Here is a 14491-nt window from a genome sequence, read left to right on the forward strand (position 1 = left end):
GCAGGCGACCCTCTCGGATTGAGTTTTGCGATGGCTATCAGTCGGCCAGAAAAGCCGTGTAGTAGCTGGCGTAAGCAACGCCGTTATACACTTCGCCCTTCAGTTTCGGGGACTGGACGTAGATGCGCTGCACGATCTGTGTTCTCGGAATGAAATAGCCCTGCCCGAGTACATATTCCTGAAGCTCCTTGAGAAGCGGATTGCGTTCTTCCAGAGAAGCCGCACCCGCGATCTTGTCGCGTAGTCCATTCAGTGTCGCATCGCGATCATCGAGCGCGAACCAGTTCTCGCCATTGTTGGCATTGGTCAGAATGCTGGCCACGGTTCCAGCGTCGATGAAACTGCGCGTCACCTCATAGGTGGGAATGGCCGGGCCGCCGTATTTGACTTTTTCTCCGAAGGTCACGACGTCATAAGCGCGGATATTGACCTTCCAGCCAAGCTTGCCGAGTTGCTGGGAGATGAGCTCATCCACGGATTTGGAGGTGGCAAGATAGGGGTTGGAGTGGAGCGTCAGCTCCAGCTGTTTGCCGTCCTTGGTTCGGATACCATTGGCACCCTTGACCCAGCCAGCCTCGTCAAGAAGCTTTTCCGCCTTGGCTGGATCATATGCGAGAAGGGCGCTTTCATCTGCCGCGCCCGGCACGTTGCTCTGGATGAACGACGTTGGCAGCTTCCAGTCTGCAGTGTAGACGGTATCGATGATTTCCTGACGGTTGATACCGGCCTGCAAAGCCTGACGGACTTTGACGTCGTCATAGGGGGCGTGTTTGGTGTTGACGGCCCAGCCGTTGACGAAACCGAGATAGCGCGGCGTCGCAACCGTGAAACCCTCTTCCTTGAGCGACTTCAGTTCCTGGGGGGAAGCGTTATAGGCAATATCCGCCTGGCCGGACTGCACCGATGCGACACGAAGCGACGGTTCGGACACCAGCTTGTAGGTGATGCTGTCGAGGAATGCGGGACCAGTGTGGCCGACTGCGGAGGGACCCCAGTTGTAGTCCTTGCGCTTGACGAGGGTAACATGGTCGCCCTCTTTCCAGGATTCCACCACGTAAGGCCCGCTGCCTGCGGTCTTGCTCAGATCGGCCTGTTGCGACGCAGGCTGCGCAATGCTCTTTGGCGAGATCAGGATCGACCCGTGATAACCCAGCGTCGGAATGAAGCCGAGCGTGGGCTTCTTGAAGAAAACCTTCACGGTCGTGGCATCGACCGCTTCTGCGTGGTCATAGGTCTTGGGGAACAGGCCGATCGGGTTGATGCCTTCGCCCTTGCGGCCTGCGTACCAGATATCTAGGTTCGCGACGACGGCAGCAGCATCAAGCGGAGAACCGTCGGAGAAGGTCACGCCACTTTTCAGATGGAGCGTGAATTCGGTTGCCTTGTCGTTCTGCTCCCACCGTTCGGCAAGCCATGGGCTCGCCTTGCCTTCGGCATCGACGTAGACCAGCTTGTCGGTAACGTGGCCCCAGATATGTCCCTGAAAGCTGGAGATGGCGCTGTTGTTTGGAATCCATGTGTCGCCGAGCGAGTCGATCAGGAAGGTGACGTCACCACCATCGTGCGGGGTGTCGGAAGCAAGAGCCGGGTTGAACCCGGTGGTTGCGATGAGAGCGGCCGCTGCCACTGCCGAAGTCAAAACGCGGCGTCTGGAAACTGAAAATAGGGAAGAACGTTCGGTCATGAATTTGTCCTGAATGTACGGGTTCGTGTTTTATGTTTTCGACCACCAGCTGCCGTAAAACGGCGCACGAAAGATCGCTTCCGCTGCAGCTCAAGCCGAGCGGGTGGAATTCCTGCCAGATGGTCGATATGGTGTGTTTTAGGCTGTCGAAACGGCCAGTCGGGTTATGAGCCCCACGCTACAGCTTAACCGTCAGCGGTCACATACATCGGGAGATGTGTATGCGGGTATGCTGTTCTGCCATCGAACAATCCCTTTGTTTTGGTATGCCTATCATGACCTATAGCCTAGCAGGGTCGGTCAAAGGAGAAAGACTAGTTATTCTTTTTCTAGAGAAATTATGGATTATTTTATTGCCGTTTCCGAAGGTGTTAGGATCGTCGTTTCCGAGTGCTGCCGATACTGACGGCGCCGTTTCCGGCCAGCGTATGGCGTGCTGACCGCGACGAAGCGGGGCAGGGCAGATCAATCATTCGTCACTGTCTTAACGAACGTCATTTCCTCGAAAATGCGAACCGGCGGCAACTCTCCTGTAAAACGTTCGACCTCCACCCTGGTAATCTGCCCTGTGCAACCCTGTGCCAGCTGTGACGTTCCGATGTCGCGCGTGAGGACATTCGGATTGCCATGAACACACATGGCGTTGTCGGCCGCCGGATCGTCCGGCTCGAACCATGCGCCGGTTGCGAGCTGCATAACGCCGTTGCGCACCGAACGGCTCAGCACTGCTGCAGCCAGACAACTGCCACGGCTGTTGAACAGCCTGACGATATCGCCTTCTGAAATACCGCGCGCTGCCGCGTCGATCGGGTTGATCCGGACCGGCTCTCTGCCCTTGATTTTCGTGGAGCGGCTGAAACTACCGTAGTCGAGCTGGCTGTGCAGCCTTTGATGCGGTTGGTTGCAGACGAGATGCAACGGATATTGGGCGATGTCATCTGCGGCTCCATCTCTGTTGGCGTACCACCGCGGATGCCCTCCACAATCGTCATAACCGAATCCCTCGATTGTCTCGGAGAAGATTTCGATCTTGCCGGATGGGGTTTTCAGCGGATGGGCGGATGGATCTGCCCGGAAGGCGTGGGCCGGCCCGCCATCATCGGGCTTGACCGGCAATCTCAACTCTCCCTTTGCCCAGAAAGCGTCGAAATCAGGCGCTTCGTAGCCACCAGCGACAAGCCCTTTGCGGGTTGTTTCGTAGAGGAAAGCGAGCCATTCGTGGCTGCTGCGTCCTTCGGTAAAGGCGTCGGCGTGGCCGAGGTGGCGTGCGATGTCGGAGAAGATGGCGTAATCGTCCCTGGCTTCACCCACCGGTTCGATCAGTTTCTTCATGGCAATCATCAGATCGTCCCGGTCTGCCGCGCCGATATCGTCGCGTTCGAGCGTCGTCGTCGCGGGCAACACGATGTCGGCGTGATGGGCGGTCGATGTCCAGGCGCTTTCATGAACGATAATGGTCTGCGGCACTTTGAACGCCGCACGCAGCCTGTTGATGTCCTGATGATGGTGAAACGGGTTTCCTCCAGCCCAGTAGACAAGGCGAATATCCGGATAGCGCAGGGCGTGACCGTTATAATGAAACGCATCACCCGGATTGAGGAGCATGTCGGCAATGCGCGCAACGGGAATGTAATCCGTCACCGGATTTCTGAACTGGTTGAGCGTTGGCAGCGGAACGGCCAGCAGGTTTTTGCCGATATTGCCAAGCGCTCCAAGCGAGTAGGAGTAGCCGCCGCCATCCAACCCGATCTGGCCAAGCATCGCCGCCAGGACGATGCCCATCCAGACCGGCTGTTCGCCAAAATCGGCACGCTGCAGGGAGTGGCTGACGGTGATCAGCGTTCTGGAACGAGCCATCTTGCGGGCTATTTCTCTTATGGCATCGGCACCGATACCGCAGATGCCCGTCGCCCATTCGGGACTCTTGGGGAGGTTGTCCGTCCGGCCGAGGAGATAATCTTCAAACCGCGCATAACCGACGGTGTATCGGTCGAGAAACGCCCGGTCGTGCAGCCCTTCCGTCACCAGCACATGTGCCAGTCCCAGCATGAGGGCGACATCGGTGCCGGGCGTGATTGGCAGCCATTGCGCATTCACCTCGGCCGGGAAGTCATCCCGGACGGGGCTGATCGATATGAAACTGGCGCCACGTGCGCTTGCACCGGCCAGCTTTTGTCTGACGACATGTTTGCTGATGCCGCCACCGTGCACATCCGCATTCTTGATTGCCATGCCGCCAAATGCCATCACCAGCTCGGTGCTGCGTTCGATGGCATCCCAGGTCACGCTCTTGCGGTCGACGTGATCGTATGGTCCGAGAACATGCGGAATGACAACCATTGCCGCGCCCGAACTATAGGTGTTGACTGACCGGACATAACCGCCCAGCACATTCAGAAAACGATGGATCTGGCTTTGCGCATGGTGGAAACGCCCCGCACTCGACCAGCCATAAGATCCTCCGAACACCGTCTGTGGACCAAAATCGCGGTAGACACGCTGAAGCTCGTTCGCGACGAGGGCCGTTGCTTCGGGCCAGCTGACTTCGACATAATCGTCTGCACCTCGGCTTTGTTCGTGACCGGGTTTGCCCTCAAGCCAGCCGCGCCGGACTGCCGGGCGTTTGATCCGTACCGGACTGTCCGCGACCGCTGCAAGATTGCCGAGCAGCGGCGAGGGATGCGGATCATCGGGGTGAGGGCGGATCTCGAGTTGGCCATTCTCGAAGCGACCGGAAAATGCACCCCAATGGGAGCTGTGGGGTTTAAACGAATTCATTGAGGCTCCCTCGCGTCACAACTTCCGCAAACAATGCCTTATTGCGGAAGAATCTTTCCCGGATTCATGATGCCACCGGGATCAATGGCGTTCTTGATGATCGCCATGAGTTCCACCGCATCGCCGTGCTCCTGCCGCAGATAGGCAATCTTGCCGGTTCCGACGCCATGTTCGCCGGTCGAGGTACCACCGACCGATATCGCATGTTGCACCATCTTCGTGTTGATGGCCGCAACCTCATCAAGTTCCGTCTGATTGCTCGGGTCCACGGCAAAAACCACGTGGTAGTTGCCATCGCCGACGTGGCCGAGAATGGCGGCGGGCACGGTGCAGCCGGCAAGCAGTTCGCGCGTTTTCAAAATGCAGCCACTTAGCTCCGACACTGGCACGCAGACATCGGATGACCAACCCTTGGCGTTGGCACGCTGCGACACCACGGCATAAAACGCGTTGTGTCGCGCCTTCCACAGCCGGTTGCGATCTTCGGGAGCATTGGCCCATTCGAAATCGCGACCGCCATTCTCCCTGACGATTTCGGCAACGATTTCCACCTGCTCCCGCACACTTGCCGGTGTGCCATGGAATTCGAAGGCGAGGGTGTCTTCAAGCGTAAGCGAGAGGTTGGAATAGGTGTTGACGGCTTGGATCAGACCGCGATCCATCAGCTCCATGCGTGCGACCGGAATACCGAGCTGGACGACCTGGATCGCCGCCGATACTGCCTGTTCAACATTTTCAAACGAGCAAAGCGCTGCGGATATCGTTTCCGGAATTCCGTAAAGGCGCAGCGTCACCTCGGTAATGATCCCGAGCGTGCCTTCGGAGCCGACGAACAGCCGCGTCAGGTCATAACCTGCCGAGGATTTGCGTGCTCGTCCACCAGTTCGGATGATCTTTCCATCCGGCAACACAACGGTCAAACCCAACACGTTTTCACGCATGGTTCCGTAACGCACGGCATTGGTGCCTGATGCGCGCGTCGAGGCCATGCCGCCAATCGAGGCGTTGGCGCCGGGATCGATGGGGAAGAACAGGCCCAGATCGCGAAGGTAGCTGTTGAGCTGCTCACGCGTTACACCCGCCTCAACCGTGCAGTCGAGATCCTCCGGGCTGATGCGGGAAATCCGCGACAGGCGCGACAGGTCGATGGAAACCCCGCCACGCACCGCAGTAAGGTGTCCTTCCAGAGACGTGCCGGCGCCAAAAGCAATGACGGGGACGTTTTCAGCCGCACAAAGGCGGACGATTTCGGAAACCTCATCCGTGGTTTCGGCAAAGACCACTGCGTCCGGAATGGCAGGCGTGTGGTGGGATTCACCGCGCCCATGCTGTTCACGCAGCGCCTGAGACACCGAGAACCGGTCCAAGAACCGCTGGCTCAGTGCTTCAGCCAGAGATGCCGGGAGCGCGCTCACGCACGAGCCCCCGTTTCGACCGGCGTGTTCCGCGGTGAGCCCCATTCGATACAGGAGCCGTCGTAAACAACGACAGCGTTTTTGCCGGCAAGATGCAGGCCGAAAGCAAGCGCCCCTTCCGTCGCGCCCGAACCGCAGTTTGCGATCACGGGACGGGACAGATCCAGCCGCACGGCCCCGAATGCTATGGCGATTGCAGCGGCATCCAGCAATTCCACGTCGAGATTGACCGGATCGGGATGGTCCAGATGCGTCGCCAGCCATCCGCTAGAGACGAAAGGGCCAGGCAGGGTGAGGAACATCGAGGACTCCGAAAAAAGGGTTTGCAGCAGATGCGGCAGAAAATGACGCTCGCGTCTTGCGGAGCGCGAAGACAGGAGGAGGTCAGGCAACCAGCTTTTCACCCTTGAGATGGCGTTCAAGGAACGCAGGCTGTCCTGCCCCCAGTAAAGTTCACCTTGATAACCATAGGTTGGCAGACCGAACACACCTGAGGTCTTGGCCATCTCAAAGTCGACGTCGCGGGACGTCTGGATCGCGTCGCTTTTAGCAAGTTCGTCCAAGGCAGCTCCGTCAAACCCTGCCGCGTTGGCAATCGAACGCCGCACATCTGCGTTGCCAATATCGTCACCGCGTCCCCAGAAGGCTTCCTGGAGGGCGCCGGTGAGTTTCAGCCAGTCTTGCCCGGAATGGATGGCGGCAAGTACCATCAGGCCCGCGGGCGTCGGGTCGGCGAGGCTGTCGCGGTTGTCCAGGCTCAACGCCTTGCCGCGCACCGCGGCCCAGCGCTTCAAGTCCTTTGTCCAGTACGCACGGCGGGCTTCTGGCCGGTTGCGGGAGTAAATGCCGCCATTGTCTTCGATCAGCGGGATAACGTGCGGGCGGATCGTCGCATCATGCTCTCGAGCCAGAGCGGCGAACGTTTCGAGGCCGATATAGGCCCAGGGTGAACCGACGCTAAAGAAATAGTCGATGGTCTTTGTCATTACTGATGCTTTTGCGATGGCTGGTGAGAAGATGTTTCCATATCAAACACTTGCAACGCACAATCCCTGGCGACGAGAACCGCCTGCGGATCGCGCCCGACAGCGACGGTCGCAAGAGCCCCCTCATAGAGGAGGGCGAGATGGGCGGCTGCCTGTTCAGGCCGGTTGGCCACCCTTGCCATGATGGCGTTGAAGATTTCCCGAACCTTTGTCTTATGGTGGCGAGCCACAGAAACAACGCGTTCGGAATCACCGTGCTCGGCAACAGCGAGCGCGAAGGCGCAACCGCGAAACTCGGGGCTGTCGGCTTTTTCGTGCAGTCTTTCGAAAATCACCCGAATCTGTTCCCGCGGCGTGCCTGCCGCCTGTCGCACTTCCTCGAGCGAACGGATAACCCCGTTGTGACGGGCCTGTAGATAGGCCGCGACGAGATGATCTTTGGAAGGAAAGTGCCTATAGAGCGTTGCCTTGGCAACGTTCGCCTCATCAATGATGCGATCGATGCCGACGGCTCTTATGCCCTCACGATAAAACAGTGCACTTGCGGTCTTAAGGATCTGGTCTGAAATGGTTTCTGTCATTGCATCGCTTTGATTTGATCGCAGGGAAGTACTGCTTACACTGCGCTAACGCGGGTTGGCTGTCTTGCCTGATCGGAGCTGTCGACAAGCGCCTGCACCTGCTGGAGCGGGAGCGCGCCGGAAAAGCCACCGCCATGCTCCAGCTTGCCGGTCAGCACCTGAACTGCCTCGTTGTAAGGCGTTGGCACCCCATGCAGGCGGCCAAGAAGAACGATCTCGCCGTTGAGATAGTCGACTTCACTTGAAGCGCCGCGCGTGAAACTTTGCCATGTGGATTGTTGGCCGGGCTGGATGCCGCTGTTCGGTGCTATTTTCCAGTTTGAGATGTCGACGGCCCTTTCGGCGGGCGAGGCGAAGGTATAGCCCGCAGCCTGCAGGGCATCCCGAGCCTCCGCTACCAGAGATTCGCCGATTGATGTCTTGAGATCGACCGCACCATCGAACAGTTCGAGCACGTTTTTTACGTTATGCAACAGCTTTGCCGATTTCCACCGGCGGATGTCCGCGCTGCTTTCCGCAAGATAACCCGCAAGGGTCAGGTCCGCGACAATCCGCTCGCTTGTCGCATCACGCCCTGCAGGAAAGCGACCGATAGTGACGATACCGAGTTGCGGATCACCGCCAACCACGACCTCGCCGGTCTTCGTGAAACGTGCAGGGGTCAGGATGCTTGCGCCATAGACACGGGAAAATGCCCTCAATGCAGCAGCCTCGGTTGCCAGACCGTTCTGAAAAGTGACGATCGGAAGACTTGCTGCAACGCCGTTTCTCTCACCCTTTATCGGGCGCCAAGACCAAAAGGCGAGGGCGCCGACCGCGTCCTGCGATTTGACCGTCAGCAGCAAAACGTCATCCGAAGTGAGTTCCGGAGGGCTGCTCACATCAAACGCGTTCAGGCTGAGCTGTCTTGCGCCGGACGGTCTCTGGAAACGAAGGCCATATTTCCGGATATGCTCGATTTGGGCACCGCGACCGATGAGTGCATAGTTGATGCCGGTGAGTTCAAATTGCGCAGCAAGGCTTGCTCCGATCGCACCTGCTCCGACAATTATGTATCGTGTCATTTGGTTCCTGCTCCGACATCCGCCCGCTTCACATCAAACAGCTTAACTCCATGCGCCGCGAAGCAGAAAGACAGGTCGTTCTTATTACAGTTAATTTATAGAAAATAATGCTTCTATTTTTCAGCTGTACGACCGCGCCGTTCCACCGGCCTCTGAATGACGTCGAATTATTGGGGCATCTCGTGATCCGAAGATAACGGCAGGCAATCAAGACCGTTTGAATCAGAGGATTTACCACTGTTTTTTTGTGATGGTACCAACTGGTTTCCCCAGCAACCTAGTTGCAGATATATTCGCGAATTTCTCGGCTACGGAGCGTATTACGGCGGATATTTCAAGGGAGCGAGGCAGGTAGAGAAGCCCTCCCATCGGTTTTTCTTCCTCAGTCTTATTGGCTTTCCGCCCATACCGGCCGTCAGCAGACATTACTCCTGACGAACGCAACTCCCGGCAAAGGTGGTAGCACTGCTTCCTGTAGAATTCTTGATGCCGGGTGCTTTACTCTATCGAAGTCTTGGGATGCGATCTCCTCCACGATCCGGCCTTCATCCATGATAATGCACCGTGCAGCAAAACGTCGGACCAGTCTCAGGTCATGGGTCACGAAGAGATAGGAGATCCCGTTTTCTCGCTGAAGCCGTGCCAGAAGAGCGAGAGCTGAGGCTTGCAGATGAATGTCGAGGTTTGAAACGGCCTCGTCCAGAATGATCAGCTCAGGATTGACGGAGAGTGCGCGCGCTATGCAAACCCGCTGCAACTGCCCGCCACTCACCTGGGCTGGCAGCCGATCGGCGATGTCCAAGGGCAGTTCGACCATCCTCAACATCTCTCGTACGCGCTCCTCCCGCTGAAATTCGTCCATCGACGTCAGGTGCCGTAGCGGTTCGGCAATGATCGCCCGGACCGTGAAACGAGCATTTACCGCACTCGGCGAATCCTGGAAAACGAGCTGGACCTCGCGTCGAAATGCTTTCGTGTGTAAACGATCGAACTTTGATATCGGCTTGCCACGAAACACAACCTCACCAGATGTCGGTTGCTCCAGCCCGACGAGAAGCCGGGCGAGCGTGCTTTTGCCGCAACCGCTTCGCCCCAGCAGTGCCACTGTCTCGCCCTGCTGAATGGAAATCGAGACATCCTGCAGGACTGCTTTTCGGCTGCTCGTCCCCACCAGCGAATGGGTCTGATAAGTCTTGCAGATATTCTGGGCGCGGATCAGGTTCATGTGCTTGGCTCCATTCCATAGAGCGAGAGATGCGCGCTGACCAACGTGCGCGTTACATGATGTTGAGGCCTATGAAAAATATCCATCACCGATGCCTGTTCGACGAGACGGCCGTGATCGATAACCGCCACATCGTCCGCCAGCCGGGCAACCACCCCCATGTCATGCGTGATGAGAAGGACGCCCATCCCCCGTTCTTCTGCCAGTTTCTCGATCAGTTCCAGAACGCGAAGCTGGACGACGAGATCGAGGTCGGTGGTTGGTTCATCTGCGAACAGGAACGGTGCTTCGCTCAGAAGCGCCAGCGCAATCATCATACGCTGCAACATGCCCCCACTCATCTCAAAGGCGTGCAGCCCAAGAATGGTCTTTATGTCGTCAAGCCCTGCCGCTCGCATCGAATGTTCGATCCGGTCCCCAGCGTCAGAATTCTGCTTGCCTAGAGCCCGCAATGTCTCGACGGCGTGGTCGCGCATCGTTCGGACAGGATTGAACGCACTTCTTGGATTCTGCATGATCGTGGCGACATGTCGTCCTCTCAGCGTCGCCGCATTGTACGCTTGGCCATCGATGGTCACGCGTCCATGCATCATGGTCACGCCGGGCGGCATGACACCAAGCGCCGCCGAACAGGTCATGGACTTGCCGGAACCGCTCGCTCCAACCAGAGCGAGAACGCGGCCACGCTGAACCGTGAGAGAAAGGTTGTCAACGAGCACACGCCGCTGACCGTCGATCATGGCGGTTGCGGTCAGTTCTTCGATGCAAAGGGTTTTACTGGTCAATGGCTGTGCTCCGCCTTGAGATGCGGGTCGAGACGGTCACGCAGGGCGTCCCCGAGAATGTTGAAGGCCATGACGCTCAGGAAAAGCGCCAGCCCCGGCCACAAGATCAACATAGGCGCCGTCCAGACGAACTGTCGGGCATCGCTGATCATGACGCCCCATTCCGCGGTGGGTGGAGTAACACCGAGGCCGAGGAAGGACAGGCCCGACACATGCAGCATGATATGGCCGACATCGAGGGTCGCCAGCACCACCAGCTGCGAGAAGGTTGCCGGCAGAAGATGCTCGACAAATGTCCGGATCGGTCCCGCGCCGCTCATTCGGGCGGCGAGCAGAAAATCCCGGTGCCTGAGCGACATGACGATCCCGCGCACGATTCGGGCGTACCAGGCCCAGTGCGAAAGAGCGATGGCGAGGATGACATTCGCGAGTCCGGTGCCCAGCATGCCGACCATGAACAACGCGAGGATGAGTGTCGGAAAGGTCAGAAACACGTCGGTGACGCGCATGATGAACTTATCTGTCCTGCCTCCGACAAAACCGGCCGCACCGCCGATGACGATGCCTAAGGCGAGAATAAGAGCAAGTGTGATCGCCACGGAGCCGAGCGAGACCTGCACCCCGGCAATCAGTCGGGAGAGGATATCGCGGCCGAGATGATCGGTGCCGAGCCAATGTGTGAGGTTTGGAGACTGCAGCCGCCGCATCAGTTCGACCTCGTCCGGGTCATAGGGCGCGATCCACGGTTCGGCGATTGCCGCAATGAACAGCAGCAGAACGACAACACAGGCCAGACGCACGGGCCATCGGCGCGGGAGCTGCCAAATGCCGGCCTTTTGAGTGACAAACGATGAAGCCGAATCCATCATTCCGCCCCCTCCGAGGACAGGCGGATACGTGGATCGGCCCATGCATAGACGATGTCGACGATCAGATTGCAGATAACGAAGATCGTCACCATGACCATCGTAAAACACTGGATGACCGGATAATCACGGTTCATGATAGCCGAAACGGCATAACGGCCAACGCCAGGCCAGCCAAATATGCTTTCGATGACCAGCGTGCCGCCGATCAGCTCGCCGATATGCATGCCGGTTGCCGTGATGATCGGCAGCCACGCGTTTCGAAGCACGTGGCTCCGCTCGATGGTACGCTCGGAGAGGCCACGCAGGCGCGCGTATCGGACATGCCGTTGTCCCGCCACTTCCAGCATGCTCGCGCGGAGCAGGCGAGCGTTGATGGAGAGCGACATGAAGGCTATGGCTATGGCGGGCATGATGAGGTGAGCTAGGCTCCCGCGTCCCATGGGCGGCAACCAGCCGAGCTGTATGGAGAACACCAGAACCAGCAGGAAACCGAGCCAGAAGTTCGGCATGGACACGCCGAGAAAGACGACGACCCGGACGACCTGATCTTGCCAGCCTTCGCGGTGGCGGGCGGCCCAGATGCCAAGCGGAATGGACAAACCAAGCGTCAGGACGAGCGCGACGCCCGCGAGCTGCAGCGTAGCGGGCAGAAAATAGAGGATGTCCGGCAGGACGGGCCTCTGGGTCGCGAAGGATATCCCGAAATCACCACGAAGCGCCTTCCCCAGCCAGTCGAGATACTGGGTCGCTATCGGTCTGTCCAAACCCAGCATCTGGCGCGCATCTTCCAGTGCCTGCGGCGTCGGAGGCACTTTTGAAAGGCGCAGATAATCCATGGCCGGATCGCTTGGACCGAGCCGTAACATCAGGAAGATGACCAGCGATGCCCCAAACAGCATAGGGACAAGCAGGATGATCCGGCGGGCGATGAAGGCAAGCACGTCAGTTCGCCTCCGGGACCAGTTTCTCGAAAGGTATTTCGCTCGACATCGCGCCAAAAGTGATTTTACCCACCTCTGGCTTTGCCACTGCAATCGCCGTCACATAGGTCAGAGGCAGATAGACGGCCTCCTCGTGAAGGCGGGTGAAGATATCCTTGTAAAGGTTTTGTCGGGCAGTCTCGTCGGTGGACACCAGAACCTGGCCTATCTTGGCGTCGATCTCCGCCTTGTCAGGAAGCCCGAGCTGCGCCTGATAATCGGCGTGGGAAGGTACACGCATGGAACTGACGAAGGCATGCGGATCGTAGGGTGCACCCCAGGTCCGGTTGAATATCATGCCGAAACGACCATCCCGCTGACGCGCATAAACGCTGCTCTCTTCTTCGCCCGTCAGTTTTACGTCGATACCGACCTTGCGCAGATCGGCCTGCACGATCTCGGCGATGGACTTGCTGACCGCGTCGGTACCGACAAAGCAGAGTTCGATGTTTAGAAGTTCGCCGCTCTTTTCCCGGATTCCGTCGCTCGCCCTGGCAAGCCAGCCCGCTTCATCCAGAATGCGTGCCGCCAAGGCTCGGTCGAACGCGTAGGGCTTGAGGCCGATATTGGCGTAAGGAACATTGTCCGCGAACAAGGTATCCGCACGCTTCTGCGTGCCGTATAGAACAGTGGCGATCATCCTATCCTTCTCGACCGCATGATTGATTGCCTGACGGACGGCAAGGTCTTTCGTTGCTCCGAGGTTGGTATTGATCGCCAGAACGCGCGTTTCAACCGGGGCGGAAAGCTCTGCCGTGTAGATACCCATCTTCTGGAAGCGCTCGTATGTATCCGGGGAAATATGTCCGTCAGTCCCGTAGATCAGGTCGATCTCACCTGTCTCGAATGCGATGGCGCGGGTGTTCGGATCAGGGATCACCTTCACGGTTACATCGCTATAGGCGGGCTTGGTACCCCAGTAGCCGTCGTTGCGCGTAAACACATCGCGCTCGCCCAGTTTCGTCTCGGTCAGCTTCCAGGGACCTGTACCAATCGGCGCAGCAATCCCGTCGACTGTGCCACCATTCTTGAACTGCGAAGGTGCGACGAAGCGGAAAGGGCGAGGCAGTGCCAGTTCCTGCAATAGTGGATAATATGCATCCTTGAGCGTAATCCGGACGCGGAATGTATCGAGGATCTCGGCAGCGACGATCTGGTTGGCAAGCTCAAGCCAGCTATGCCGGGCCCGGTTCTTCAACACGGCATCGATGTTTGCCTTGACCGCCGCCGCATCAAAGACCTCACCGCTGGAAAACGTCACGTCCTCCCGCAATTTGAACGTATAGGTCTTGCCATCCGGCGAAGCTTCCCACGACTGCGCCAACCAGGGTCCAACCGTTCCATCAGCGCTGTAACGAACCAGTGGTTCATAGACCATGTTCTGGGCAAACATCTGGTTCGGTGAATAGAGGTGCGGATTGAGTGGACCAACATTCATCGGCCAGGAGAAGTTCAGTTTCGGGTCGGCGTGAGCGCTGGAGGCAAAAGCAGCGGAGGCAAGCGCAAAGGCGAGCGCCAGCCCGCGAAACCTGTTCTTCGACATGAAAGAGCCTTTGGCGAAAGATTGTCGAGTATGATGATTTGTAAAAAATCGCATACTGCACTCTTCGTCAACGAGAACATACGCTATTTACCGTAGCTCGGATGGACAAAGTGATTTTTGGAGTCGAAAACAGGCCTGATCAGAGAGTTTAACGCCTGGAAGGAAACCGATGCAGCGGATCACCATCACCATCGACGATCACCTGATGGCGGAGCTGGACCGGATGATCGAGGTCAAGGGATACCAGAACCGTTCCGAAGCTCTGCGCGACCTTGCCCGCGCCGGGCTACAGCAAGCCTCTGTTGAAGAGGGGCAACTGGATACCTGTGTTGGAGTGCTGAGCTACACCTACGATCACAGTGCTCGCGATCTCGCCCGGAAGCTCACCAACACCCACCACGATCACCATGACATCTCGGTCGCCAGCATGCATGTGCATCTCGACCATGACCGATGCCTGGAAGTCAGTATTTTGAAAGGCAAGACGGATGAGGTTCGGCACTTTGCGGATCATGTGAAGGCCGAACGGCATGTCACCCACGGGACGCTGGTGGTACTGCCGCCGTGATAAACGGCATTGG

General features: G+C 58.0%; 12 protein-coding genes and 1 pseudogene. 1 reads left to right on the top strand and 12 read right to left on the bottom strand.

The window, feature by feature from the left end; translation table 11 throughout:
• Nucleotides 1-37: 37 nt before the first annotated feature.
• From N7578_RS15835 to nikA, 12 genes and pseudogenes are all read right to left on the bottom strand, one after another.
• Nucleotides 38-1684 carry an ABC transporter substrate-binding protein gene (locus N7578_RS15835; protein ID WP_311111241.1) on the bottom strand — a complete coding sequence of 549 codons (1647 nt, stop codon included), beginning with the start codon at nucleotides 1682-1684 and terminating at the stop codon, nucleotides 38-40.
• 465 nt (nucleotides 1685-2149) lie between these two features.
• The gene (locus tag N7578_RS15840) at nucleotides 2150-4462 is read right to left on the bottom strand and encodes a molybdopterin-dependent oxidoreductase (protein ID WP_311111242.1); all 2313 of its coding nucleotides are present in this window, start codon (nucleotides 4460-4462) and stop codon (nucleotides 2150-2152) included.
• Between the two features lie 38 nt (nucleotides 4463-4500).
• Nucleotides 4501-5877 (bottom strand): FAD-linked oxidase C-terminal domain-containing protein, encoded by a 1377-nt coding sequence (locus tag N7578_RS15845; protein ID WP_311111243.1) that lies wholly within the window; start codon nucleotides 5875-5877, stop codon nucleotides 4501-4503.
• Entirely contained in the window at nucleotides 5874-6179 is a 306-nt protein-coding gene (locus N7578_RS15850) for a hypothetical protein (protein ID WP_311111244.1), read from the bottom strand. Before N7578_RS15850 ends, N7578_RS15845 begins: the two co-directional genes overlap by 4 nt.
• Nucleotides 6180-6261: 82 nt before the next feature.
• Nucleotides 6262-6863, bottom strand: a pseudogene (locus N7578_RS15855) (2-hydroxychromene-2-carboxylate isomerase).
• On the bottom strand, nucleotides 6863-7444 hold the full coding sequence (locus tag N7578_RS15860; RefSeq protein ID WP_311111245.1) for a TetR/AcrR family transcriptional regulator: 582 nt from the start codon (nucleotides 7442-7444) through the stop codon (nucleotides 6863-6865). Before N7578_RS15860 ends, N7578_RS15855 begins: the two are co-directional and overlap by 1 nt.
• Nucleotides 7445-7479: 35 nt before the next feature.
• On the bottom strand, nucleotides 7480-8508 hold the full coding sequence (locus N7578_RS15865; RefSeq protein WP_311111246.1) for a 2-dehydropantoate 2-reductase N-terminal domain-containing protein: 1029 nt from the start codon (nucleotides 8506-8508) through the stop codon (nucleotides 7480-7482).
• A 415-nt stretch (nucleotides 8509-8923) separates the two neighbouring features.
• A complete protein-coding gene (gene nikE, locus N7578_RS15870; protein ID WP_311111247.1) occupies nucleotides 8924-9733 on the bottom strand; it encodes a nickel import ATP-binding protein NikE in 810 nt (269 codons plus the stop codon).
• Nucleotides 9730-10518 carry a nickel import ATP-binding protein NikD gene (nikD, locus tag N7578_RS15875; protein WP_311111248.1) on the bottom strand — a complete coding sequence of 263 codons (789 nt, stop codon included), beginning with the start codon at nucleotides 10516-10518 and terminating at the stop codon, nucleotides 9730-9732. Before nikD ends, nikE begins: the two co-directional genes overlap by 4 nt.
• A complete protein-coding gene (nikC, locus tag N7578_RS15880) occupies nucleotides 10515-11387 on the bottom strand; it encodes a nickel ABC transporter permease subunit NikC (RefSeq protein WP_311111249.1) in 873 nt (290 codons plus the stop codon). Before nikC ends, nikD begins: the two co-directional genes overlap by 4 nt.
• Nucleotides 11384-12328, bottom strand: coding sequence for a nickel ABC transporter permease subunit NikB (nikB, locus tag N7578_RS15885; protein ID WP_311111250.1), 945 nt, complete (start codon nucleotides 12326-12328; stop codon nucleotides 11384-11386). The genes nikC and nikB overlap by 4 nt, the downstream gene beginning before the upstream one ends.
• A 1-nt stretch (nucleotide 12329) precedes the next feature.
• The gene (gene nikA / locus N7578_RS15890) at nucleotides 12330-13910 is read right to left on the bottom strand and encodes a nickel ABC transporter substrate-binding protein (protein ID WP_311111251.1); all 1581 of its coding nucleotides are present in this window, start codon (nucleotides 13908-13910) and stop codon (nucleotides 12330-12332) included.
• A gap of 169 nt (nucleotides 13911-14079) precedes the next feature.
• Between nikA and nikR the strand changes: the two genes are divergently transcribed.
• Entirely contained in the window at nucleotides 14080-14478 is a 399-nt protein-coding gene (nikR, locus tag N7578_RS15895) for a nickel-responsive transcriptional regulator NikR (RefSeq protein ID WP_311111252.1), read from the top strand.
• The last annotated feature ends 13 nt before the right edge of the window (nucleotides 14479-14491 follow it).

This window comes from Agrobacterium tumefaciens (genome assembly GCF_031801495.1).
GTDB lineage: Bacteria > Pseudomonadota > Alphaproteobacteria > Rhizobiales > Rhizobiaceae > Agrobacterium > Agrobacterium tumefaciens_K.